General features: G+C 63.2%; 18 protein-coding genes and 1 tRNA gene. 9 read left to right on the top strand and 10 right to left on the bottom strand.

Annotated features, from left to right (window positions below):
- Positions 1-4 precede the first annotated feature (4 nt).
- From thiM to ilvD, 3 genes are all read right to left on the bottom strand, one after another.
- Positions 5-805 carry a hydroxyethylthiazole kinase gene (thiM, locus tag ACQREB_RS01365; protein ID WP_427764376.1) on the bottom strand — a complete coding sequence of 267 codons (801 nt, stop codon included), beginning with the start codon at positions 803-805 and terminating at the stop codon, positions 5-7.
- A gap of 37 nt (positions 806-842) precedes the next feature.
- Entirely contained in the window at positions 843-1,460 is a 618-nt protein-coding gene (gene thiE / locus ACQREB_RS01360) for a thiamine phosphate synthase (protein WP_427764373.1), read from the bottom strand.
- 125 nt (positions 1,461-1,585) lie between these two features.
- On the bottom strand, positions 1,586-3,412 hold the full coding sequence (ilvD, locus tag ACQREB_RS01355) for a dihydroxy-acid dehydratase (protein ID WP_427764370.1): 1,827 nt from the start codon (positions 3,410-3,412) through the stop codon (positions 1,586-1,588).
- Positions 3,413-3,683: 271 nt separating this feature from the next.
- Here ilvD and ACQREB_RS01350 point away from each other — a divergent pair, with 271 nt between their 5' ends.
- Positions 3,684-4,766: an exosortase/archaeosortase family protein gene (locus ACQREB_RS01350; RefSeq protein WP_427764368.1), complete on the top strand. Its 1,083-nt coding sequence runs from the start codon at positions 3,684-3,686 to the stop codon at positions 4,764-4,766.
- A gap of 21 nt (positions 4,767-4,787) precedes the next feature.
- On the opposite strand, the gene ACQREB_RS01345 is transcribed toward ACQREB_RS01350, so the two are convergent.
- Positions 4,788-7,229: an NPCBM/NEW2 domain-containing protein gene (locus ACQREB_RS01345; protein ID WP_427764366.1), complete on the bottom strand. Its 2,442-nt coding sequence runs from the start codon at positions 7,227-7,229 to the stop codon at positions 4,788-4,790.
- Between ACQREB_RS01345 and ACQREB_RS01340 the strand changes: the two genes are divergently transcribed.
- Complete coding sequence (locus ACQREB_RS01340) at positions 7,219-7,659, top strand: TOBE-like domain-containing protein (protein ID WP_427764364.1); 441 nt, start codon at positions 7,219-7,221, stop codon at positions 7,657-7,659. The two genes, ACQREB_RS01345 and ACQREB_RS01340, sit on opposite strands and share 11 nt — an antisense overlap.
- Before the next feature lie 36 nt (positions 7,660-7,695).
- Here the strand turns inward: ACQREB_RS01340 and ACQREB_RS01335 are convergent, their stop codons facing one another.
- Positions 7,696-8,895, bottom strand: a complete 1,200-nt coding sequence (locus tag ACQREB_RS01335; RefSeq protein WP_427764361.1) for an iron-containing alcohol dehydrogenase — start codon at positions 8,893-8,895, stop codon at positions 7,696-7,698.
- Between the two features lie 144 nt (positions 8,896-9,039).
- On the opposite strand from ACQREB_RS01335, the gene ACQREB_RS01330 reads away from it, so the two are divergent.
- Positions 9,040-9,114 (top strand) — tRNA-Glu (locus ACQREB_RS01330).
- 152 nt (positions 9,115-9,266) lie between these two features.
- Here ACQREB_RS01330 and ACQREB_RS01325 read toward each other — a convergent pair.
- The 4 genes from ACQREB_RS01325 to ACQREB_RS01310 all read right to left on the bottom strand — a co-directional run bounded on the left by ACQREB_RS01325 (position 9,267) and on the right by ACQREB_RS01310 (position 11,044).
- Positions 9,267-9,500 carry a hypothetical protein gene (locus ACQREB_RS01325; RefSeq protein WP_427764358.1) on the bottom strand — a complete coding sequence of 78 codons (234 nt, stop codon included), beginning with the start codon at positions 9,498-9,500 and terminating at the stop codon, positions 9,267-9,269.
- Positions 9,501-9,743: 243 nt separating this feature from the next.
- Positions 9,744-10,226, bottom strand: coding sequence for a hypothetical protein (locus ACQREB_RS01320; protein WP_427764356.1), 483 nt, complete (start codon positions 10,224-10,226; stop codon positions 9,744-9,746).
- Between the two features lie 53 nt (positions 10,227-10,279).
- Positions 10,280-10,753: an SsrA-binding protein SmpB gene (gene smpB / locus ACQREB_RS01315; RefSeq protein ID WP_427764353.1), complete on the bottom strand. Its 474-nt coding sequence runs from the start codon at positions 10,751-10,753 to the stop codon at positions 10,280-10,282.
- 78 nt (positions 10,754-10,831) lie between these two features.
- The gene (locus tag ACQREB_RS01310; RefSeq protein WP_427764352.1) at positions 10,832-11,044 is read right to left on the bottom strand and encodes a DNA-directed RNA polymerase subunit omega; all 213 of its coding nucleotides are present in this window, start codon (positions 11,042-11,044) and stop codon (positions 10,832-10,834) included.
- Between the two features lie 479 nt (positions 11,045-11,523).
- Between ACQREB_RS01310 and ACQREB_RS01305 the strand changes: the two genes are divergently transcribed.
- The 5 genes from ACQREB_RS01305 to ACQREB_RS01285 all read left to right on the top strand — a co-directional run bounded on the left by ACQREB_RS01305 (position 11,524) and on the right by ACQREB_RS01285 (position 19,794).
- Positions 11,524-15,681, top strand: coding sequence for a beta strand repeat-containing protein (locus ACQREB_RS01305; protein ID WP_427764349.1), 4,158 nt, complete (start codon positions 11,524-11,526; stop codon positions 15,679-15,681).
- 400 nt (positions 15,682-16,081) lie between these two features.
- On the top strand, positions 16,082-16,540 hold the full coding sequence (locus ACQREB_RS01300) for a division/cell wall cluster transcriptional repressor MraZ (protein WP_427764347.1): 459 nt from the start codon (positions 16,082-16,084) through the stop codon (positions 16,538-16,540).
- Positions 16,541-16,628: 88 nt separating this feature from the next.
- Positions 16,629-17,552: a 16S rRNA (cytosine(1402)-N(4))-methyltransferase RsmH gene (gene rsmH, locus ACQREB_RS01295; protein WP_427764345.1), complete on the top strand. Its 924-nt coding sequence runs from the start codon at positions 16,629-16,631 to the stop codon at positions 17,550-17,552.
- A gap of 24 nt (positions 17,553-17,576) precedes the next feature.
- The gene (locus ACQREB_RS01290; RefSeq protein WP_427764343.1) at positions 17,577-17,975 is read left to right on the top strand and encodes a hypothetical protein; all 399 of its coding nucleotides are present in this window, start codon (positions 17,577-17,579) and stop codon (positions 17,973-17,975) included.
- A 4-nt stretch (positions 17,976-17,979) separates the two neighbouring features.
- On the top strand, positions 17,980-19,794 hold the full coding sequence (locus ACQREB_RS01285) for a peptidoglycan D,D-transpeptidase FtsI family protein (protein WP_427764340.1): 1,815 nt from the start codon (positions 17,980-17,982) through the stop codon (positions 19,792-19,794).
- Positions 19,795-19,848: 54 nt separating this feature from the next.
- Here ACQREB_RS01285 and ACQREB_RS01280 read toward each other — a convergent pair whose 3' ends face one another.
- A complete protein-coding gene (locus ACQREB_RS01280; RefSeq protein ID WP_427764337.1) occupies positions 19,849-20,106 on the bottom strand; it encodes a helix-turn-helix transcriptional regulator in 258 nt (85 codons plus the stop codon).
- A gap of 139 nt (positions 20,107-20,245) precedes the next feature.
- Here ACQREB_RS01280 and ACQREB_RS01275 point away from each other — a divergent pair, with 139 nt between their 5' ends.
- On the top strand, positions 20,246-23,299 hold the full coding sequence (locus ACQREB_RS01275; protein ID WP_427764334.1) for a beta strand repeat-containing protein: 3,054 nt from the start codon (positions 20,246-20,248) through the stop codon (positions 23,297-23,299).
- The last annotated feature ends 404 nt before the right edge of the window (positions 23,300-23,703 follow it).

Below are 23,703 nucleotides of genomic sequence, written 5' to 3'. Positions count from 1 at the left end.
GGCGTCAGACTGCCTTCGTGCGGGAACGCACGAGCTCCGGCGTCATTTCGTAAAAGGCGTCCAGGAGCTTGACTGCGAAGGTGCCCGGCGCGCCGGAATTTTCGAAGGCGATTTCGCCGGCGACGCCCGTCAGCACAGCGGCGGCGGCCGCCGCTTCAAGCGGAGAATCCGCGACCGCCGCGCACGCCGCCGTCAGCGCGCCCATCGAACAGCCCGCGCCCGTGACGCGCGTCAGCATCGGGTGACCGTTGGCGCAGGCGAGCGTTCCCGCGCCGTCCGTCGCGTAATCGACGGCTCCCGTGACGAGCACCGCCGCGCCGCATCCGCGGGCGAGTTCCCGCGCGGCCTCCGCGGCGGCTTCGCTCCCGCAGGTGCTTTCCGGTCCGCGCGTTTTGGCGGCGTAGCCGGCGAGCGCCAGAATCTCCGCGCCGTTCCCGCGGATGACCGTCGGCGTTTTCGCGAGCAGTTCGCGCGCGAATTCCGTGCGGAATTTCAGCAGACCGACGGCTACGGGATCGAGCACCCACGGCACGCCGCGCGCGTTCGCCGTGTCCGTCGCGACGCGCATCGCGTCCGCCTGTTCGCGGGTCAGCGTGCCGAGATTGACGAGCAGGGCGTTCCCGCAGGCCTCGATCATATCCGCGCATTCCGAGGCGTCGTTGAGCATGGCGGGCGTCGCTCCGACGGCGAGGAGGAGGTTCGCGGTGAGCGGCTGTACGACGCTGTTCGTGAGCGAAAGCACGAGCGGCGAACGTTCCCGAATCCGAGAAAGCGTTTCCGCGGCGATGTCTTGGAGTTTCTTCATGGCGTAAAAAAAGCGTCCGTGCGACGCGAAATTTTTTTCAGAGCAGGGCGCGCGCGGCGGCTTCCGGGTCTTCCGCGCCGCAGATCGCGGAGACGACGGCGATCCCCGCGGCCGTTCCCGTGGCGCGGACGGCTCGGGCGCGCTCCGCGTTCAGCCCGCCGATCGCGACGACCGGGAGCGGCGACAGCGCGGCGAGCTTCGCGAAGTTTTCGACGCCGAGCTCCGGTGGCGCGTTCCTCTTCGAGACCGTCGGGAACACCGGACCCATGCCGAGGTAATCGACGAGCGCGGGATCGACGGCGTCCAGCTGCGCGCGGTTCGAGACCGAGAGCCCGAGAATTTTTTCCGGACCGATCAGCCGGCGCGCGAGCGGAACGGGCAGGTCGCGCTGGCCGATGTGAACGCCGTCGGCGTTGAGCGCGAGGGCGAGATCGAGGCGGTTGTTCACGATGAAGGTCACGCCGCGGGAACGCAGAAAGTCGGCGATCGGCTTCGCTTCCGCCCAGCACGTTCCCGCGTCGGGATTCGTCGAGCGGTACTGCACGATCGTGACGCCGCCCGCGACGGCGCGTTCGACGGTTTCGAGCATGCCGCGGCGGCATTTCGCCGGCTCGTCCGTCACCAGATACAAATTCAGATCGAATCGTTTTTTCATGAAGCTGAATACTATACCTTTTTCGTGGGAATTAAAGCCTTTTCGCTCCCGCGCCGCGCAAAAACAGACGTTCCTGCGAAACGAACCGCGGGAACGTCTGTTTTTTGAAGCGGTCTTCCGGAGGGTCATTCCACGACGCGGACGCCGCCTTTGTCCGCGGAGGCGACCATGCTCGCGTAGGCGCGGAGCGCCTTGGAGATCTTGCGCGCGCGCTTTTTCGGCGTGAACGCGGCGTTCCCGCGCGCCTCCTCTTCCTTGCGGCGGGCGGCGAGCTCCGCGTCGGAGACTTCCAGCGAAATCGTGCGCGCGGGAATGTCGATCGCGATGACGTCGCCGTCGCGCACGAGCCCGATGTTCCCGCCCGCGGCGGCTTCGGGCGAGACGTGCCCGATCGAGAGCCCGCTCGTGCCGCCGGAGAAACGGCCGTCGGTGATCAGCGCGCAGAGCTCGCCGAGGTGCTTCGACTTGATGTAGGACGTCGGGTAGAGCATTTCCTGCATGCCGGGGCCGCCGCGCGGGCCCTCGTGCGTGATGACGACGACGTCGCCCGGACCGACCTTGCCGCCGAGAATGCCCTCGCACGCGTCTTCCTGCGATTCGAAGACTTTCGCCGTGCCGCGGAACTTGAAGACTTTTTCCGAAACGCCGGCGGTCTTGACGATGCAGCCGTCGAGCGCGACGTTGCCGAAGAGCACCGCGAGCCCGCCGTCGCGCACGTAGGCGTGCTCGACGTCGCGGATGCAGCCCGCGGCGCGGTCCGTATCCAGATTTTCATAACGCGCGTCCTGCGAGGCGAGGCGGACGCTGCGCGTTCCCGCGGGAGCGGCGTGCGCGCGTTCGAGCGCTTCGGCGGCGACGGCGGGCGAGTCGAGGTCGTTCTGCGCGATCGCCTCCGCGAGCGTCAGCCCGTCGGCGCGGCGCACGCTTCCGTCGATGAGGCCCTCGGCGGCGAGGCGGCCGATGATGGTGAGGATGCCGCCCGCGCGGTTCACGTCCTCGATGTGATATTTCTTCGTGTTCGGCGCGACCTTGCAGAGCACGGGAACGCGGCGCGAAAGGAAGTCGATGTCCTTCATCGTGAAATCGACGCCGGCCTCCTGCGCGATCGCGAGCAGGTGCAGCACGGTGTTGGTGGAGCCGCCCATCGCGATGTCGAGCGTCATCGCGTTGAGGAACGCGGCGCGCGTGGCGATCTGGCGCGGGAGCACCGACGCGTCCCCGCGCTCGTAGTAGGCGTACGCCATTTCGACGATGCGCTTCGCCGCCTTTTCGAAGAGCTTCATGCGCAGCGCGTGCGTGGCGAGCAGCGTGCCGTTGCCGGGCAGCGCGAAGCCGAGCACTTCGTTGAGGCAGTTCATCGAGTTCGCCGTGAACATGCCCGAGCACGAGCCGCAGGTCGGGCACGCGAGGCGCTCGAGCTCGGCGAGCTTTTCGTCGGAGTAGGACGCGTCCGCGCCCTTGACCATGACGTCGATCAGGTCGTTCTTTTCGCCGTCGAACTCGCCGGCCTCCATCGGACCGCCGGAGACGAAGATCGCGGGAATGTTCAGGCGCATCGCCGCCATGAGCATGCCGGGTGTGACCTTGTCGCAGTTGGAGATGCACACGATCGCGTCCACGCGGTGCGCCTCGCACATGTATTCGACGGAGTCGGCGATGAGGTCCCGCGACGGGAGCGAGTAGAGCATGCCGTTGTGCCCCATGGCGATGCCGTCGTCGATGGCGATGGTGTCGAACTCGGCGGCGAAACAGCCCTGCGCCTCGATGAACGCCTTCATCTTCTGCCCGATTTCGTGGAGATGCGTGTGGCCGGGAACGAGCTGCGTGAACGAATTGACGATGCCGATGATCGGCTTGCCGAACTGTTCTTCCTTCATTCCGTTGGCGCGCCAGAGCGCGCGTGCTCCCGCCATGCGGCGGCCTTCCGTGCTGAGTGAACTGCGAAGTTTCATAATGGCGGAAAATCCTACGCCCGTTCCCGCACGGAATCAAGCGCGCGCGGGCGGCGCTTCGCGCGGCGGGAAGGTGATGAGGTGATGGAGTTATGAAGTTGATTGCGCTCGGCTTCGCCGAAAGGATTTCGAAAAACTTTTTCGCGGAGCGAAACGCAAAGAACCTCCATAACCTCCATAACCTCATAACCTCCATCACTTTCCCTCATCCGCGAAATTTTTGTTCGCGCGGGAACGCGGATTGCCTAACCTAAGCGCTTTCGAAAATTTCATGGAAAACGCGAAGACATCCGCCGCCGCTCCCGCCGATTCGCTCCCGCCGCTCGCCTACGCGGGCGTCGCGCTCGTCGCCTGCGCCGTGCTGCTTTTCGACCAGGTGCAGTGTTGGAACGCCAAAGACGATTACCTTTTCGGCTACCTCGTGCCGCTGTTCGCGGCGTTCGTCGTGCGGGAACGTTGGGACAAGATCCGGCGCGTCTTCACGGGAACGCCGGACGCGGACGACGCCGACGACGAATTCACGCTGCCCGCCCGGGCGGCGAAGCCCGGCGCGCGCGTTCCCGCGTGGCTGAACTGGCTCTTCGGCGCGGGAACGCTCGCTTCGGCGCTGCTTTTCGCCGCGGGCGCGATCGGGTCGGCGATCTACGGATTCGACGCGTTCACGACCTACGAGAACACGGCGGGATTCGTCGGGCTCTGCTTCGGGCTCGCGTGGTTCGCGGGCGCGCGCACGCTCTCGGGAACGCGCAACGATCTGCGCACGCGCGCACGTCTGCCGCTGCTGCTGCTGTTCCCGATCTGCGTCTGGCTGATTTCCGGACCGTTCACGTTTCTCGTCGACCGCCAGATCAAGACGCTGCTGCTTTCGAACGTGACGGCGACCGTCGTCGCGATGCTGAATTTTCTCGGCTTCGACCTCACGCAGGAGGCGAACACGATTCTGCTGCCGGGCGGCGACCGCGTCGGCGTCGAGGACGCGTGCTCGGGCGTGCGCTCGCTCACGGCGTGCCTTTTCACGGGCTCGTTTCTCGCGGCGGTCTTCATGCGCACGCTGAAGAAAAAGATTTTCTTCGTCGCCGTCTCGATCGTCTTCGCGCTGCTGCTCAACGTGCTGCGCTCGGGCTTTCTGACGGTCTGGTCGTCGTTCAAGGGCTCGGAGGCGCTGGAGCTGGACTTTTTCGGGAACGCGCCGGACAGCCCGGCGTTCACGCTCGGCACGGTTCACGACGTCGTCGGCTGGGGCGCGATGTTCGTCACGCTCGGTCTGCTCGCCGCGCTCGTGCCGCTCGTCAATCTCAAGCTCGAAAAGACAGACGAGGAAATGGCGCTCGATTTCGTCGACGACGAAGAGTGAGGCGTTCCCGCCGACGCGGGCTCAGTCGCCGATCTTCAGGTTTTCCGTCAGCGTCGCGTCGCAGTCGGCGGGCGTCCAGCTCTGCGGAAGCGGCGTCGCCGTTCCCGCGGGCGCGACGACGTTCCCGCGGATCTCCACGTCGCGGCAGCGCAGGAAGCGGAACGGCCTGCGCCCCCAGCCGGCGTGATTCGCGTTGTAGCGGACGCGGTTGTTCATGAAGCGCAGGTTTTCCGTCGAAATCGCGAAGAGCAGCGGCACGTCGAACGTGTCGAAATCGTTGTCCTCGATCACGACGTTGCGGTGATAAAACCGCTTCTGCTCGCCGAGCTTTCTCACTTCCGGATAAATCGAAATCAGCGCCTCCGTGAACTGGAAGACCGACGTCAGATTGTCGATGAACCTGTTCCCGCGGATGACGACGTCCTCGCACGGGCCGCTTTCGTACCAGCCCTGCGCGTCGCCCGCGAGCAGGATCGCCGAGCCCGCGACGTCGCGGAAGACGTTGTTTTCCACGACGACCTTTTTCGGCGTCGTGAACAGCGCCCCGCGCGCGCGGTTGTTCCGCACGACGTTCCCGCGGAAGACCACCGCGCACTGGAAATCCGCGTTCTCGACCGCGTCGCCCGGTCCGTATCCGGCGGGAACGTCTTCCGCGAGCGTGACGAGCAGCTCGCGCGAGGAAAGTTTCCTGACCGCCGCGACCTTGACTTCCGGACCCTGTTCCAGCGTCGGCCCCTTGATGAAGCGCAGCGTGTCGCCCGGCATGAAGACTTCGAAGCCGACCGCCTGCCCGTGCATGAATCGGCAGCGGAGCCGGTTCTTCGCGGGAACGGCCTCGACGCCGAGGCAGGTCGAGTGCACGTTGATCGCGTCGTCCATCATCGTTTCGAAAAACGCGTTCTCGACCGTCACGACGCCGGCGACGTTCGAGAAGTGCGTCGCGTCCGCGGACGCCGAATAGACGCGCCCGGTCTCCGGCCGCGGGAAGACGCCCGCCGTCTTGTCCTCCGCCTTGCCGGAGCCGACGAAGCGGACGTTTTCCGAGCGCTGGGCGAGGAGCGTCATGCCGAAGCTCGAATGGATGGAGACGTCGCGGAGCTCGGTGTTTTTCGCGCGGTAGATGACGCAAGCCGGGTGCGGGCGGTCCCACGAGCGCAGGGTGAGCGTGTCGCCGACCGCCGCGCCCGCGCCGACTTCGGAGAAATCCTTGGCGAGCGCGAGCGTGCCGTCGGCGCGTTTTTCGGCCTCGCCGCCGAAGACGATGTCCGCCGTGCGTTCGACGATGTTCTTCGAGCCCGCGCGGAACGCGATCGCGCTGCCGACGCCGCGCGTCCAGCCTTCGCCGATGAAGCGCAGGCGGCCGTTCTCTATCGTGTACGGGAAGGCCTTTTCGTCGACGGAGACGATCGTTTTTCCGTTTTCGAATCCGAGGATTTTCGCTTCGGAGTACATCGGGCGCGCGTAGTCGAGACGCACGCCTTCGAGCGTCACGTTCTCGCAGTCCATGAAGAGCACGGCGAGGCTCTGCCCGTGGAAGACGAACGTCGAGCCGTTGCCCCGGATTTTCAGATTGCGCAGATCGACGAGCGGAATCTGCACCGGATGAATCGCCGGCTGGTCGTGATTCGAAATGTGAAAAGAGAGCTCGAGCGCGTTCTCGCGGAAGAAATGGTACTCTCCTTTTTCGAGGACGAGCTCCCGCGCACGGCGGTCGCGCGCCGCGTTCAGCGCTTTGCGGAGCGCCGCCGTCTGATCCTTCCCCGTGCCGGGAACGAGTCCGAACGCGCGCGCGTCGAGACGATCCCCGCCGTCGCCGAGACGGCCGAAAAGGCGGGTTTCCCACTTCAGGTCCGCCCAGTCCGCGTGGTCGCAGACGTCGTCGCCGCCGGCGAGCGTGAGCAGGTAGATCTTCTCCGCGTGCCGCGGGATCTTCACGGAAAAACGCTTCGCGGGCTCGCCGGGCCGCATCACGCCGGACGACCAAAGCACCTCCGTTCCCGAAAGCACGCGGAACTCCGCGCCGTCGCCGCGCCCGCCCGCCTCGTCGTCGATGCCGCACGCGCCGAGCAGCCGCGCCGCGCGCATGCCTCCCCCGAAACTTCCCTCCGGCGGCACGTCGAGCGGAATCATCGACGTCGCGTGCGTGCCGATTCCGCGTGCGAAGGTCGTTCCCGCGATGCGGAGCGGATTGCCTTCGACGGAAGCGTCGATGCGCGTCTCGCCGAAATCCTGCCGCCCGCGCAGCGGCGCCGTTTTGGAAATCTCGACGGGCATGGTGCGGCAGTACGACGCGTGAACGGCGCCGCCGTCCGCGCTCCCGCCGAAAGCGGGCGCGAGCGTTACCGCCGCGGCCGCGCAGAGAATCGGAAAAATCTTCGAGAGCTTCATTCCGCGATTATCCCCGCCGCCCCCGCTCGGCGCGAGCGTTTTCGCGCCGCGGCGATACGAGACGATGGAGCTCACGAGCATCCTCGTCACGCACGACCAGGAGGAGGCGCTCGAAGTCTCCGACTCGCTCGTCGTGATGAACTTTCTCGGCGAGGTGAACGTCTTCTACGGCAGCCTCGGCCAGGGGCGCGCGTATTTCAGCGGCGATTCCGGCGTTCCCGCCGACGGCGGCGAAGTGCGCATGCTCGTGCGCCCGCACGATTTCGAGGTGCACAAGACGCCCGACCGCGGCGGCGTTCCCGCGCGGATTTCGCGCATCCTTCCCGCGGGCGCGCTGGTGAAGATCGAACTCGTCGATTCGCGAAAGAATCTGCTGCACGTGCATCTTTTCCCGGCGGACTTCGAGCTCACGCCCCTCGCTCCCGGCGAGACGGTCTATCTCGTCCCGAAGGCCTCGCGCATCTTCTCCCGCGACCAGAACTGGTACGGCGACTACGTCATCTGAAAACGCGCGGGAGAGGCGAGTTCCCGCGCCGTCGCCTCACTCCGCGGCAAGGCGGTAGATCGCGACGATGTCGCGGGAGTAGAGGCGGCGGAAGTTGCCCTGCGGGATTTCGCGGCCGTCGCGGGAACGCCCCAGCACCGCCTTTTTCGCCATCTCCTCGAAACGCGAATCGTCGGGAACACCGAGCGCGCGCATCGTCACGGGCAGCCCCATTTTTTCGTAGAAGGCGACGAGCGCGTCGATGCCCGCGCGCGCCGTCGCCGCGTCGTCCGCGCCCGCGGGAACGCCGAAGACGTTTCGCGCGAACTGCGCGAGCTTCGCGGATTTTTCCGGCAGCACGTAGCGCATCCACGCGGGCGTGACGACGGCGAGCCCCGCGCCGTGCGCCACGTCGTACACGGCGCTGATTTCGTGCTCCATGCCGTGGCAGGCCCAGTCCTGCTCGCGCCCTAGCCCGAGCAGATTGTTGTGCGCGATCGTTCCCGCGAAGCCGATTTCCGCCCAGGCGTCGTAGTCGCGCGGATTTTCGCGCAGCGCGAGCGCGTTGCGGACGATGGTGCGCAGCACGCTTTCGCAGAGCCCGTCGGTGATTTCGCAATGCGGCGTGTTCGAGAAATAGCGCTCGAAGATGTGGCTCATCATGTCGCTCACGCCGTTGGCGATCTGGTTCGGCGGGAGCGTGAAGAACAGCTCCGGATTCACGATGCTGAAGACGGGGCGCAGCTTCTCGTCGCCGTAGCCGAGCTTGTAGCCGCTCGCCTCGTCGGTGATCACGGTGTTCGGGCTCATCTCCGAGCCCGTCGCGGGAATCGTCAGCACGGTCGCGACGTCGAGCGCGCGCTTCAGCGGACGCCGCGAGACGAAGGTCTCCCACACGTCGCCGTTTTCCTCGGGAACGCCCGCCGCGATCGCCTTCGCGGAATCGATGACGCTCCCGCCGCCGACGGCGAGAATGAACGTCACGCCCTCGCGGCGGCACAGCTCGACGCCCTCGCGCACGAGCGCGAGCCGCGGATTCGGCACCACGCCGCCCAGCTCGACGAACGCGACGCCGCGTTCCCGCAGCTGCGTCTTCGCGAGCTCGTAAAGCCCGCTGCGCCGAATGCTGTTCCCGCCGAAGTGCAGGAGCACCTTGCCGCGCGTTCCCGCGAAGCGTTCGACGAATTCGCCGAGGCGCGACTGCGTCCCGCGCCCGAAGATCCAAAGCGTTCTGTTCCCGTAAACGAAATTTTCCATGCCGACGACGATACCGCGAAAAAAGGAAAATGAAAAACGGAAAGCGCGGGAGCCCGCGGTCCGCGCGCGCCGAAGAAGAACGCGATGCGCGAATTTTTCGCTTGCCGAAAACGGGGAAATTCTGTTTTCTCGTTCTCATTAAACGCCCTGTTCGTCTAATGGTTAGGACAGCAGAACCTCATTCTGAGAATAGCGGTTCGATTCCGCTACGGGGTGCCATCTTAAATCGCCCGCTAAGCCGCATAAATAAAGGATTCGCGGGCTTTTTCGTGTCTTTCGCCGAAGCGTGAAAAGTGCCCGAAAATGCCCTTTCCTTGCAGAGAAATTTACGAACGGACGCTTTTCTCCGCGCCGCGCGACTCCCGCGCTTTTCAGCGCAGGAGGGCGTCGCGGACGAGGCGGACGACGGCGTCGGGGAGCTCGACGGCGGGAACGAAGCGGCCCGTGTCCGCGCCCATCGCGGGAACGTCCGCCGGGCGTTCCCAGAGCACGAAGCCTTCCGTCATCTTGCCGTCGAGCATTTTCTTGAAGCCGTTGAAGCCGAAGAGGCCCGACTGGTGCGAGGTGCACGAGTTCGGGCAGCCCGATAAACGCAGTTCGCGCACGATCGCGCGGACGTTCTCCGCCGTGCGCGTCCCCGGGTTTTCGCGGAAAGACGCTCCGAAAAAGCGACGACGAACAAAATAATTCCCACCAAGAAACTCTGGTTTCGTCTTTCCGTCAACGTTTTTCCTCCGGAGCAGGGCGCGGGCGGGGCGGTCGCCGAAATCCGCGTTTTCGGGCGCAAAAAAAACGCGCAACGAAATCGTCGCGCGTTTCTGCCTGGTTCGGAGACGTTGTCCGGAAAATCAGAACGTCGGTTCCGAGATGTGGACGTCGCCGGCGTTGATGGTGATGTTTTCGCCGAGCGCCCACGTCTTGTCGTCGATGAGGAACTTGAAGGAAATCGGACCCGCGTCCGTTTCCGCGACCCAATGCCATTCCGTGTCGTTTTCGCAGAGCATCGGGATTCCCTGTTCCCAGCTGAGACCGGCGCCTTCGCCGCGGATGTAGAGCTGTTTGCCCCAGCCCACATCGACATGCGCGACGATGCGCGTCAGTTTCTTCTTGGCGGGAGCCTCGGGGGCTTCCGTCGTCGCTTTCTTGGCCGTTTCCGGCTTTTTGGTGGCGCAGACCTTCTTCGTCGCGCACGCCTTCTTCGGGGCGGGAGCGACGGGGGCCGCGGCTTTCACCGGAGCCTTTGTCGTCGCTTTCGGAGCGGCGGCGGGCTTCGCGGCGGATTTCACCGTGGCTTTTTTGGCAGGTTTCGCTTTTGTTGCTTTCGTTTTCATATCCAAAATAAGTGTTCAATATAATTTTTCGGAAACGGCGCGTCAACCGTTTTTCAGCGCCGTTTTCCGAGCACGCGGCGAATGTAGCGTTCGTCGTCGCGTTTTTTGAGGTCGGCGCGCTTGTCGAAGAGCTTTTTCCCTTTGCCGAGCGCGATCTGCAGCTTCGCGAGACCGTGCGCGAAATAAATCTTCAGCGGCACGATCGTCATGCCGCCGGCCTGAATCGCGCCGAGCAGTCTGCGGATTTCCTTGGCGTGCAGGAGCAGCCTGCGCGGGCGGTAGGGATTGTGGTTGTTCACGTTCCCGAAATCGTATTCGGAAATGTGCGCGTGGTAGAGCGTCGGAATGCGGTCGGCGTCGATGCGCACGAACGCGTCCGCGATGTTCGCGCGGCCGGCGCGCAGCGCCTTGACTTCCGTTCCCGTGAGGGCTAGCCCCGCCTCGACGCGTTCGCCGAGCTCGTAGTCGCGCGCCGCCTTCGGATTGCGGATCTCGCTTTGCCGCCCGTTGTCTTTTTTCTTGCTCACCGTGTAAAAAAAAAGAAGGGCAGAACTTTCCCCGAGGAAGAGGAAGTCTGCCCTTCGAAATGTCCGCGGAACCGTCGATTATTTGAGCAGTTCGTCGGGCAGCTCGTAGGAAAGCTTCCCTTCGATGATCTCGCGCAGGGCGACGTCTTCGGGTTCGAGCTTTTCGAGCGTGTCCACGAGCGGCTGCATGCCTTCGTGCTGAAGCTGGCGGACGCGGCGCGAGACGACGTTGACGAGAATGTTCGGGTCTTTGATGACCTTGTTGGCTTGTCTAAGGTATTCTTCTCTCACGTTGATAAAAAATTGAATAAGTAATCATGACGGATTTTCCGGAATTGGCAAGAATTATCGTGCGCGCGGCTTTCGCGATTCGCCGTCCCTCGGTTATGAATACCGTGGCAAGTTCGAATTTTTGACCACGGAAAACACGGAAAGCACGGAAATTTTTGGGCAGACGTTCGCGGGAACGCGAATTTTCCCCGCAAAGGCGCCAAGACGCAAAGATTTTTGGAAAAGGGACGCGGTTTTCACGGGAACGCCGGTCGAAATTCGTGAAAATTCGCGTCAATTCGCGGTTAAAAACTTTCTTTAACTTCCTTTGACTTCGCGGTCGAAAATCTTCGCGTTCTTTGCGTTAAAACAAGACTTATATTTATTTGTTGCTCAAAACGTGATGAACAAAGGGCTGCAGCGCGTTCCCCCTCGGTATTCATAACCGTCCATAATAAAACCTCAATTTGAATTTAAAAATAGAGAATTAACTTTTCACCATGAATGCGAAACGCCTGTTCATTTCAACGCTCATCGCCGCGGCGGCGGGACTTACCGCCTACGCGAACGAGGCGGCGCGGACGACGCCCGCTCTCTCTGAAACCGTAATCTCCGAAGACGTCGAAAACCTTCTCGCCTGCGCCGATCAGAAGGCGGCCGAGAGCGAAAGCGACGCCGAAAACGACGTTTCCTCCGCCGACGCCGCGGCTCTCGAACTCCTCTTCTCCGCCAAAACCGATTCTCGCGTCGCGAAGAAAACCGCCGACGAATTTTCCACTGAGGCGATGATGCGCGCGTGGATCGCGCGCTACGTCGTTTCCGCGCGTTTCGCGGGCATCCGTTCCGCCAAGGGTACCGGCGGCGGTCTTTCTTCCGGCGGCGGCGTTGCGGTCGCTCCCGAGAATTCCGACGTTCCCGCCGTGTCCGAGACGACGGCTTCCGCCTCCGTTTCCTCCGCGGGAACGGATGCTGAAATCGACGAGCTCGCGCATGGTTCCGTCGTGATCGCTCCGCTCGGTTCGGCGGGCGCCGCCGACGCGGAAACGAGTTCCGACGCGGCGACTTCCTCCGCTTCCGGCGCGGGAAGGCTTCTTCCCGCCTCCGTCTTCAGCGTGCGCGGCGCCTTTTCCGCCGTTCCCGCGGCGACCGCGTTCTACTCGCTCGCGAGCGGCTCCGGCGTCTCCGCCTACACCGCCGAAGGCGACGCGACGGCGGACGATTCCGTCTATGAAATCACGGCGTCCTCGGGCGGCGAAATTTCTCTCGTCGGCGTTTCCGGGACGGGAACGCTGCGCATCAACGCGGTCGGCGACCTCTCCGACACCGGAGGAGGCGATAAGACGTTCAGCTCCGTGAAGATCGGAAACGATTTCACGGGAACGGTGGAAATCGCGAACGGCCTCGTGGACATGCTGGCGGGCGGCGCCTATTCCGCGATCAACAACCAGTCCGAGCTTGCTCCCGAGCGGCTCGGCGGCGCGCAAAAAATCGTGCTCAACGGCGGCGGTCTGCTTTTCCGCGGAGCGAACAACACGAATTCGAACACGGCCAGCTACAAACCCGGCACGTTCTCCACGAAGATTGAGGTCGGCGCCCGGGGCGGCGTGATCCGCGTGTACAATTCCGGGAGTCTTACGCTTGCGAGCGACATCTCCGGCAAAGGGACGCTGAGGCGCACCGACGGCGGCGTGCTGACGCTCACGGGAACGCTGAATCTCGGCGGCTTCACGAACGCCGCGGCAACGACGAATTTCAACGGCGAGGCGACGATCGGCACGCTGACGATGAGCTCGGGGGAGCTGAACATCAAAAACACGGCGACGATCGGCGCGCTGAAGCATGATTCGGGAAAGCTGAACGTTTCGAACGTCGCGACGGTGACGGGAGATTACGTCGGTTCTTCGGGAGCGGGGAATTCCTCGTCCCTCGAAATCGCCTCCAAGGGAGAGCTGAACGTTTCGGGGAATTTCGACTCCGTCGCGACGACGAACGTTTCGGGCAGTGTTTCCGTCGGCGGCGATCTGCGGATCGCGCGCGACGGACTCGGGACGGTGAACGTCAACAAAGGCGGCACGCTCACGGCGCAGACTCTGACGTTCGGACAGAGTTCGGGAGGCGCCGACAAAGGCTCGATTCTGAACGTGAACTCGGGCGGTCTTCTGATCGTCGGGAAAGTCGCCGCCGCGGACTTTTTGAACGGAAGCTCGCTGAACCTGAACGGCGGCACGCTGGGCACGAGCTCGGATTCGCTGACGATTTCCGCCGGCCTGCTTCCGATCGTGCTCGGCGAAAACACGACGAATTTCGTCAACACGAACAAATACGATACGGCGACGAAGGCGTTCACGGACACGGGCGCGCAAATCGCGATCGACGACGCGATTTCCGGCGCGGGAGCTCTGAAGGTCACGGGCACGGGCACGCTGACGCTGAGCGGAAACAACACCTATTCCGGAGGGACGACGATCGAGTCGGGAACGCTCGTCGCGGCGCATGCGAGCGCGCTCGGCACGGGCGCGGTGACGGTCGCCGGCGGGGTTCTCGACATCTCGGTTTCCGGCGGCACGTTCGCGCAAGGAGCGAATCAGACGCTGACGACGACGGGCGCGGGAAAAATCGTCGTTTCGGCGGGAACGTTCGCGCTTGCGGGAGCGGTCAATCTTTCCAGCGCGATCGAAGTCGCGGACGGCGCGAATCTGAAGGTCGCGAACACGACCGTCTTCGCGCTCGCGGGCCTGAAGGGAACGCGCGAAGGCGGCGTCACGACGTTCAAGCTCGTTTCGCTCGAAGGCCCGCAGGCGCTCGGCGAAGATTGGGCGAAGCTCGGCACGGCGAACGTCGACGCCGCGCACTCTTCCGTCGTCGGGCGCGACATGAGCGCGACGTTCGCGACGGACGGCACGGTGAAGGTCGTGGACGGCACGGCGGGCAAGCTGACGTGGAACGGCGGCGCTTCGGGAAGATGGGATTACGCTGCGGACAAAAAGTCGTGGACAATCGGAACGGACGCCGCTTCGACTTCGTTCTTCAATCTCGACGAAGTTACCTTCTCCGGCGACGCGAACGTGACCATAGAGGACGGCGGCGTTCGCGCGGGAACGATGACCGTCGCGGACGGCGCGACGGTTTCGCTCTCGGGCGGCCGGCTCGCGGTCGTCGGCGGCATCACGATCGGACGCGACGCGAAGCTTTCTCTCGTCGCGGACAGCGCGAACGGAACGAAGGCGACTCTCGTCGACGGCTCCTCCGTTTACGAAATCACGGATTCCGCGCACGGCGAAATTTCTCTCGCCGGCGTTTCCGGGACGGGAACGCTGCGCATCAACGCGGTCGGCGACTTGTCCGACACCGGAGGAGGCGACCCCTCGTTAAGCAGAATGCCGATCGGAAGCCGTTTCACGGGAACGGTGGAAGTCGTGAAAGGCCTCCTCAATATGCAGCAAGGGGGCGAAGCGTCCGCGGTTGAGTCCGGGCTTCTCGGCGGCGCGCAAAAAGTCGTGCTCAACGGCGGCGGCCTGCTTTTCCGCAACGCGAACAACACGGATTCGAGCGCGAGCGGCTACGTCTCCCGCACGTTCGCCACGGCGATCGAAGTCGGCGCGGAAGGCGGCGTGCTCCGCGTGTACAAGTACGGGAACGTCACGCTCGCGAGCGACATCTCCGGCAAAGGGACGCTGAGGCGTACCGACGGCGGCGCGCTGACGCTCACGGGAACGGTGAATCTCGGCGGCTTCACGAACGCCGCGGCGACGACGACCTTCAGCGGCGAGGCGACGATCGGCACGCTGACGCTGAGTTCGGGGAAGCTGAACATCGGCAACACGGCGACGATCGGCACGCTGAATTTGTCGCGCGACGGCGTCATGAACGTGAACTGCGGCGGCGCGCTGATCGCGGCGAGCATCAATTCGGACGGAATCGGCGGAAGCTCGCTCAATCTGAACGGCGGCACGCTGGGCACGAGCTCGAACTCGCTGACGATTTCCGGCGGTTCGCTTCCGATCGTGCTCGGCGAAAACACGACGAATTTCGTCAACACGAACAAATACGATACGGAGACGAAGACGTTCACGAATTCGGGCGCGGAAATCGTGATTTCCGACGCGATTTCCGGCGCGGGAGCGCTGAAACTTTCGGGCGCGGGCTCGCTGACGCTGAGCGGGAACAACACGTTTTCGGGCGGCGTGACGATCGAGTCGGGAAGGCTCGTCGTGGGGAGCGCGACCGCGCTCGGCACGGGAACGGTGACGGTCGGCGCGAAGGGCGAGCTCGTCGTCGCGGCGGGCGTGACGATCACGGACGTTTCCGGCGGCATCGTGCTCGCGCCGGGAGCGAAGATCGTCGTGGATTTCTCGAAGCTGCAGAACGCGACGGAAACGTTCGAGGTGACGCTCGCGGAGGGAACCGCGGTTTCGCTTGAGCCGGTGTTCGCTCTCGCGGCGGGAACGACCTTTTCGTTCCGCGAAATCGAAGCTCTGGATCTGACGAATTATCTCGAGCTGAAAGGCTGGGACAAGTCGGGCTGGACGTCGTCGCTGGCTTACGCGGGCAATACGCTGAAGCTGACGATGTCGATTCCGGAGCCTTCGCAGTTCGGTCTGCTGGCGGGCCTGGCGGCTCTCGCGCTCGTGGGAACGCGCCGACGCCGGAGGAAATAAAGTTTAAAAGTGGAGGAGTTTAAAAGGTAATTACTTTTCAAGCTTTTAAACTTTTTCGACTCTTCGACTTTTTCATTGTGTGCGTCCCCGGGGAGAAATCCTCGGGGACGTTTTTTTTGCCGCGGGAACGCGCGGAAATCCTCGCGGACGCTCACGGGAACGCGCGGCGGTTTCGAGCCGTCGGCGTTTCGGCGCTTTTCCGTGGAGACTTTCGTGAGCTTCCGTGGTCAGGAAAGAAGACTGGAATGTCTTCGACCCCGAGACGGCGTTCCCGCGGGCGCGTTTTGTGAACAATCGGTGAATAAGTTTTTGGGAGAAAATCGGGGAAAAAAGTTGACGGGTGGGGCGAAATGGGGGAAAGTGTTTGCCATTGGGAACGAATCCCAGAAAAACACGTTTCATGCCCACAGAAAGCGCACAGTACTTCGTCGGAGAATTCCGGCACAAGTTGGACGCGAAAAACCGCCTGACGATCCCGTCGGATTGGCGTTTTTCCGCGGACGACGCGCGTTCCGTGTATCTGGCGATTCCGGATCCGAGCGGCTGCATTTCCGTACTGCCGCCGGAGAAGGTCGCCCAGCTCCTGGAGGCCGCCTCGCAGTCCACGCTCAGCGCTCCCGAAAAGCAGCGCGCGCTGACGATGCTCGCGCGGATCTCCTGCAAGGTCGTCTGCGACAAGGCCGGCCGCATCAGCCTCGACGCGCGTCTGCTCGCGCACGCGGGCATTTCGGGCGACGCGGTGCTCGTCGGCGCGTTCAAGAAGTTCAACATCTGGAATCCCGAGCGCTTCGACGCCGAGATGGCGAAGATGGGTTCCGCGGAAGACGTCTTCAGGACGCTCGGCGAGCTCGGCCTCTGAGATTGTTCACAAAATTTTTCACACGCTGTGAATATGTAATTAAAATTTATTTACACTATTCCCCGGCTTATTCACAAATCCCCGTCCGATGTCCGAAGAAAAACACATCCCCGTTCTCTTTGAGGAGACGCTCGCGGCGCTCGCGCCCGAGCGCGGCGGGAGCTTTCTCGACTGCACGTTCGGCGGGGGCGGGCACGCGCGCGCGGTTCTCGAGCGCGGCGCGGCGGCGGGAACGCGTCTCGCCGCGATGGACCGCGATCCCGCGGCGCTTCCGCGCGCGGAAAGATTCGCGGCGGAGTTCGGGGAGCGCTTCCGCTTCTACGGATTCCGCTTTTCGCGGCTGGACGAAGTCGCGGAGGCGCCGTTCGACGGCGTGCTCATGGACATCGGCGTCTCCTCGTTCCAGCTGGACGACGAGGCGCGCGGATTTTCCTTCCGCAAGGACGCTCCCGCGGACATGCGCATGGACACGCGCGCGGGCGTTTCCGCCGCGGAATTTCTGGAGACCGCGCCGCGGGAACGCCTCGTCGAGGCGATCCGCGATTTCGGCGAAGAACCGCAGTGGCGCCGCGTCGTCGAGGCGATCGAGGACGCGCGCGGCACGGGAACGCTCGGCAGGACGGCGACGCTCGCGGCGCTGATCGAGAGCCGCGTCGGCAGGCGCCCGGGCGCGAAGATCCACCCCGCGACGCGCGCGTTTCAGGGAATCCGGATCGCCGTCAACGACGAGCTCGGCGAGCTCCGCGGCGCGCTGCCGAAGGCCTTCGCCGCGCTGAAGCCGGGCGGCGTGCTCGCCGTCATTTCCTTTCACTCGCTCGAAGACCGCATCGTCAAGCGCTTCTTCAACGAAGTCTGCGGAAAGCCCGTGGACCGATTCGACGGCCGGCCGCAGGACGAACGCGTCCGCCTCGCCGAGCCCGTCACGCACAAGGCCGTGCGTCCCTCCGATTCGGAACTCGCGGAAAATCCGCGTTCCCGCTCCTCGCGCCTGCGCGCGCTCAAAAAAATTTGAACCCTTCAACGTCGTTTCTCCTCCATGTCCTTCCAGATTCAGAAAAACATTTTTTCGGTCGTAGCCGTCGCCGCGATGTTCGTCGTGGCGTTCGTGTCGTCGTTCGCGGTCGTCGCGATTCAGACGGAGCGCGACGCGCTCAACGCGGAGACGCGGCGCATGGACAAGCGCATCCGCCAGCTCGAGAAGGAAATTCCCGAGGCGCGCGTGAAGCTGGACGGTTTCTGCAACGCGACGACGCTGCGGACGCAGGTCGTGCGCAGCACCTTCCGCGACGTGCGCAACGACCAGCTCGTCCGCGTCCGCGTCGCGAAAATCCCCTACGGGCGCAGCTCGATCTCGGATTCCCGCAGCGAGGCGATCGCGCTGGCGTCGTCGCCGGCGCGCCTGCCGCTTTCCGAGCCGGACTCCGCCGCGCGTTGAGACGATGCGAAGCCTGCTTGCGTCGAATCGGCGGTTCGCGCTGGTCGTCGTCGGAATCGCGGCGTGCGTCGTCGCGGTCGTCGTCCGGCTGGCTTGGCTGCAGATCGTCGCGCCGGAAAAATACGTCCGCGACGCGCGCGCAAAGACGCATTCCCGCGAAGTGTATTCCGCGCATCGCGGCACAATCACGGACTTCCGCGGCGAGGTGCTCGCCTACAATTTCGAGCGCTGGGACATCGGCGTCGATCCCGCGGAACTCGCCGACGGCGACGAGGCGCTGATTCCGAAAATCGCCGAGCTGCTCGAAGTTCCCGAGGCGGAGATCCGCGAAAAATACGCGCGCAAGGACCGCCATTGGGTCGTGCTCAAGCGCGACGTGACGCCCGAAGTGCGCCGCGCGCTGATGGAGCTGCAGCCGCGCCGCGTCGTGAAGGACGGGCAGCCGATTTCACGCGTCTTCAAGCCCGTTTACGGCCAGGCGAAATTCGTGCGCCACTACCCGAAGGGCGAGCTCGCCGCCCAGCTCATCGGATTCGTCAACAAGGAAGGCGTTCCCGCGATGGGAATCGAGGCGGCGATGGACGGCTTTCTGCGCGGCTCCGACGGCTGGACGGAAATCATGCACGACCGCCGCGGGCGCGAGCTCGTCTATCGCCGTTCCCGCGAAGTGCCCGCGCGCAACGGAAACACGGTCGAGCTCACGATCGACGCGCGCATTCAGGGATTCGCCGAGGCGGAATGCCGCAGGCTCGCCGAAAAATACTCGCCGAATTTCTCCTGCATCATCGTCAGCGAGGCGGGAACGGGGCGCCTTCTCGCGCTCGCGAACTGGCCGACCTTCAACCTCAACGAATTTTACGATCCCGCCAAGGCCCCGCCGGAAAGCCAGCGCAACCGCGCCGTCACGGACATCTACGATCCCGGCTCCGTCTTCAAGACCGTCACCGTCGCCATGGCGCTGCAGGAAAAAGTCGTCACGCCGGGAACGCGCTTCGACTGCACGAAGCCGACCGCGATCTACGGACGCAGCAGGAAAATGAAGCCGCTCCGCCTGCCGAGCGACACGCACGATCTCGGCCCCGCCGCGTCCGTGCGCGACATCGTCCGCGAGTCCTCCAACCGCGGCTCGGCGCAGATCGGCATGCGCTTCGCGGAGCGCCTCGGCGAGCGCGCGTTCTACGATTACGTGCTGAAGTTCGGCTTCGGCAGCCGCACGAATCTCATTTCCGTCATCGGCGAAAAAGGCGAATCGCCCGGCAAGGTGCCCGCGCCGGAGCAGTGGGATTCGCTCACCATCACGCGCATGCCGATCGGGCATTCGATCAGCGTCACGCCGCTGCAGACGCACGACGCGATGAGCGTCATCGCCAACCGCGGAAAATTTCTGGAGCCGCTGCTCGTCGGGCGCGTGCTCGACGAATCGGGCGCGCAGCTCGTCGAATACGCGCCGCATTCCCGCGGGCAGGTGATTTCCCCGGAAGTCGCGGGAACGGTCGCCGAAATGCTCCGCGCCGTCTGCATGCCCGGAGGCACGGCGCGCCAGGCGGACATCCCCGGCTACGAAGTCGCGGGCAAGACGGGAACGTCGCAGAAATACGTCAACGGCCGCCCGTCCGCGCGCAACCACGTCGCGTCGTTTTCGGGATTTTTCCCGGCGCGGAACCCGAAGGTGATCATCACCGTCGTCGTGGACGACCCGAAGGGCGTCGTCGGCTACGGCGGCACGGTCGCCGCGCCCGTCTTCCGCGAAGTCGCGCAGGAAGTCATCCGTCAGCTCGAAATCAAGCCCGTCGAGGAGCCGCTCCCGCCCGCGCGCTGATTCTTCCCGGGAACGCGACGACGCCGCTCCGCGCGCCGCTTCCCTGAAAAAGCCTCATTTTCCGCGCTTTCCCTTGCGCGGCGCGTCCGCGACGGACAGCCGCGGGAGCTCCGGGTGGAAAAACTGATGCAGTTCGATTCCGTAGGCGTCGCAGATTTTTTCGATCGTGCACAGGCGCACGCTCGGACGCCGTCCCGCTTCGATGTGCTGATACGTCTTGTAGTCCATGCCCGCAAGCTCGGCGAACGCCTCCTGCGTCAGCCCCGAGGCGCTGCGGAGCGCCTTCAACTTCTCTGAAACGGAAAACGACATTACACCGTCAATTATGCGGTGTTTTCCGTTTTTGAAACACCGTCAGAAACGCGGTTTTCGCTTGACGCACACCGTCAAAAAGATAGTGTTTCTCTCAAATCAATTTCAGAAACCGAAAACAACCAATACTGCACATTCCATGAAATCCTCAAAATTACTCCTCACATCTCTCCTCGCCGCCGCGGCGATGGGGGCTAACGCGTTCGCGGAAACGACTACGGGAACGCTCTTGCCGACGCTCGGTTCCTCTGGAACAGGTGTTACTTATCTGACCAGCACCAATAAAACCGCGGATTGGCAACAAGGTCTCGGCTCTTCCAATATCAGCGCGAGTGTCGTCGCCAACGATCTCTCTGTCTGTTCGAAGCTCGCAGAAGACGGATGGCACTTCAGCGTGGACAATAAGTCGACTGAAGATAAATCTTCCGACTCTTCGTTTACTGCAACCGGCTTTACTTTTACTGGGCGAAGTGCATATAGCGGAGAGTTCGTTGCGGCGACGGTCGATTTGAACACGCTCTTGGGCACCGACAAAAAGATGACGGACATTTCCATCTCTTTCACGGGCAAGGTGCAGACGAGCTCCTACTTCTCCGTGTGGAGTTGGGACGGAACGACGGCGACGCAACTCGCCAAACAGCAGATCACGACGACTGCCTATTCTCCCACTACGGAAAACGCCAACGTCACTTTTTCCGCAAGCGACCTTATTCTGACCGGCACGGAAAAGCTTTTTGTCGTGTGGAGCGATAATTCGGTGGGTAGTTCCAACACCATTTCCAATCTGACGTCCTCCTACACGGCTTCGACGTTTTCGACGCTGTATTGGCGCGGGAACGCCAAAGGAGAGACGTGGTCGTCTTCGTCCACTCAGTGGAACTCCGATTCTTCGGCGGAAAGCGGGAATGTCGCGTCTGCGGCTCTTGACGACGTCGTCTTCGATTCGTCCGCGACCGTCGCGGTCGATTCCGCCGGCGTCGCGGTGGACACGCTGACGATTTCCGCGGGAACGGTTTCGTTCTCGGGCGGGAAAGTTGCGGCGAAGTCCGGATTTTTCGTCGGGAACGGCGGCACGCTGACGCTTTCGTCCGCAAAGAATCTCGCCGGGGACGTGACCGTCAATGCGGGCGGCGTCTTCGACCTGAACGGCAATGCGGATTCGGTCTGCTACGGAGAAGACACCGACGGCGCGCGGCTTGGCACGGTCTATCTCAACGGCGGCGTTCTGAAAGACAGCCTCGGCAACATTGACAGCCTCGGCAACACTACTAGCATCGGACGGCAGCTTTCCAAAGTCGTTCTGACCGCGGATTCGACGGTCACGGCCGTTACGAGGCATTTCGGGCTCGCCGGAGCGGAATGGGCTCCGACGGAGCTGGACTTGGGCGGTCATACGCTGACGAAGGACGGCGCGGGCACGTTCCTCATCATCACGACGACGATCAAGAACGGCACGCTCTCCGTGACGGAAGGAAAGATTTCCGACTATAACGCGGGCGCCGTGACGCTGGGCGCGAACGCCGTCATCGACGTCAAGGAAAACGGCGGCGTCGAGTATCTGACGATCGCGTCCATGGCGGCGGGTTCCGCCCTGAAGCTTGCGGGAACGACGGATAATGCGGTGACACTCAATAATGTCGCCGTCGGCGCGAACGCGGTGGTGAGCCTCTCCGGAAACAGCGCTGTCACGGGAACGATTACCTCCATGGCGGCAGGCTCGTCGCTGACGCTCGCGGGAACGAACACGAGCACAGTGACGATTTCCGGCGCGGTTGCGGCGGGCGCGAATATTGAGGTTTCCAACGGGAACAGCGTGACCTATACCGGGACGTCCTTGGCGGGCAACGTCACGGTTTCCGGAACGGGTTCCACGTTCACTCAAGGCGGAACATCCAAGGCCGACCAGTTGGCGGCTTCCGGGAGCGCGACTGGCGGGACCATCCAGAATACGATTACTGTCGAAAACGGCGGGACGCTCGATCTTGCCGACAATCGTTGGTCGGTGAAAAACGGGAACGCGATCGTGCTCGACGGAGGAACGATCACGGGAACGGGCCAGAAGACAGGCGAGAAGTATTACGGCGTGCTTGATTTCTGCGGGTATGATCAAAACGGAAATGGCGGTCCCATCAATACGGTCGTCGTGAAGAACTCCTTTGAGAAAGAGTCCTTCATCTCCGGTCCGGTTCGGCTTCGAAGCGTCGGAGCGAATTTTGACATCCAAGGAACGGCGGTGCTGAATATTACGGGGCGTCTTGCCAACAACGGAGCCTTGCAGAAAAGCGGTTCGGGAACTCTCGTGCTCGATCTCGCAGACGATGCGGTCGAGACGAATGAAGCGTTCTCCGGCGCGGTGACGCTCAGCGAGGGCAAAATCGTGCTGAAATATTCTTCCGCGCTCGGCACGGGAACCGTGACGGCGGCGGGAAGCACCGGCGTGAACGAAGTGACTCTGAAGGTCGCGGAGGATAGCAGCGGAAATGCGCTGACGATCGGGAACAACATTTCCGTCTCGTCGGGCAAGACGCTGATTCTGCAGTCAGAGAACAACGGGAACAAGCTTGCGGGCGTGATTTCCGGCGCGGGTTCGCTGAAGGCGACGTACTCCACCTTTACCGATGAAGCGTTGACGCTTGCTGGCGACAACACCTTCTCGGGCGGGCTTGAGGTTGCCGGCGTCAAGGTGAGCGCCGAACACGCGAACGCTCTCGGCTCGGGAATGCTCAAGATTTCCGATGTGAGCGTGATGTATCCCGATCACGGCACGATTACATTCGGCGGGAGCGTGAACGCGGCGGCGGCGAACGTCGTGCTTCACGACGTTTCGTTGCTTGCGAACAATTCCGCGCAGCTGACGGCGGAGACGGACTGCAGCTTCACGGTCGCGGAAGGCGCGACGCTCTATCTCGACATCGGCGCGCTGACGGATACGGTTCTGACGGGTGATTCCGTCGCGCTGACGATTGCGGCGGCAAGCGCGTTCGACAATTCCTTCTTCTCGGCGGTCGAAGTCGGCACGTACGGTGAAGACGGCTCGTGGGTCAAAGACCTGCAGTGGGCTTACGTCGAAGGTTCGTGGAACGTCGGCGCGGGAACGCTTTCCATCGCGATTCCGGAGCCGAGTATGTTCGGCTTGCTGGCGGGTCTCGGGGCTCTCGCGCTCGCGGGAACGCGCCGACGCCGCAGAAAATAAAGTTTAAAAGTGGAGGAGTTTAGGAGTTTAAAAGGTAATTACTTTTCAACCTTTTAAACCTTCTCTACTCCTCCACTTTTCCCATTTTTCTTAGTGTGTGTTAGTTAGTGTGTGCGTCCCCGGGGAGAGATCCTCGGGGACGTTTTTTTACCACGGAAACTCACGGAAATCCTCACGGAAGCTCGCGGAAACACGCGGTGACTCCGAGCTCCCGGCGTTTCGGGGTTTTTCCGTGCAGATTTCCGTGAGTTTCCGTGGTCAGGAAAAAGGAGTTAGCGTCTGCGAAAATCTGCGGGATCTGCGGGAAAGATTGCAGCCGCGAATTTCGGGGGCAAGCGGGACGCTTACCCTCCATTAAGAATTCGTGCAATTCGCGGATTCTCCGTCCGCGCGGACGCGGCGGA

The sequence above is a fragment of the Candidatus Spyradosoma sp. SGI.093 genome (genome assembly GCF_050314555.1).
Classification (GTDB): Bacteria; Verrucomicrobiota; Verrucomicrobiia; order Opitutales; family UBA953; genus Spyradosoma.
The sequence above is the reverse complement of the archived record's forward strand: the minus strand, read 5'-3'. Positions and strand labels throughout refer to the sequence as shown.

Excerpts from the sequence above, each read along its gene's own strand:
- thiM (WP_427764376.1), bottom strand. The coding sequence starts at position 805 with ATGAAGAAACTCCAAGACATCGCCGCGGAAACGCTTTCTCGGATTCGG.
- thiE (WP_427764373.1), bottom strand. The coding sequence starts at position 1,460 with ATGAAAAAACGATTCGATCTGAATTTGTATCTGGTGACGGACGAGCCG.
- ilvD (WP_427764370.1), bottom strand. The coding sequence starts at position 3,412 with ATGAAACTTCGCAGTTCACTCAGCACGGAAGGCCGCCGCATGGCGGGA.
- ACQREB_RS01350 (WP_427764368.1), top strand. The coding sequence starts at position 3,684 with ATGGAAAACGCGAAGACATCCGCCGCCGCTCCCGCCGATTCGCTCCCG.
- ACQREB_RS01340 (WP_427764364.1), top strand. The coding sequence starts at position 7,219 with ATGGAGCTCACGAGCATCCTCGTCACGCACGACCAGGAGGAGGCGCTC.
- ACQREB_RS01335 (WP_427764361.1), bottom strand. The coding sequence starts at position 8,895 with ATGGAAAATTTCGTTTACGGGAACAGAACGCTTTGGATCTTCGGGCGC.
- ACQREB_RS01320 (WP_427764356.1), bottom strand. The coding sequence starts at position 10,226 with ATGAAAACGAAAGCAACAAAAGCGAAACCTGCCAAAAAAGCCACGGTG.
- ACQREB_RS01305 (WP_427764349.1), top strand. The coding sequence starts at position 11,524 with ATGAATGCGAAACGCCTGTTCATTTCAACGCTCATCGCCGCGGCGGCG.
- ACQREB_RS01300 (WP_427764347.1), top strand. The coding sequence starts at position 16,082 with ATGCCCACAGAAAGCGCACAGTACTTCGTCGGAGAATTCCGGCACAAG.
- rsmH (WP_427764345.1), top strand. The coding sequence starts at position 16,629 with ATGTCCGAAGAAAAACACATCCCCGTTCTCTTTGAGGAGACGCTCGCG.
- ACQREB_RS01290 (WP_427764343.1), top strand. The coding sequence starts at position 17,577 with ATGTCCTTCCAGATTCAGAAAAACATTTTTTCGGTCGTAGCCGTCGCC.
- ACQREB_RS01285 (WP_427764340.1), top strand. The coding sequence starts at position 17,980 with ATGCGAAGCCTGCTTGCGTCGAATCGGCGGTTCGCGCTGGTCGTCGTC.
- ACQREB_RS01280 (WP_427764337.1), bottom strand. The coding sequence starts at position 20,106 with ATGTCGTTTTCCGTTTCAGAGAAGTTGAAGGCGCTCCGCAGCGCCTCG.
- ACQREB_RS01275 (WP_427764334.1), top strand. The coding sequence starts at position 20,246 with ATGAAATCCTCAAAATTACTCCTCACATCTCTCCTCGCCGCCGCGGCG.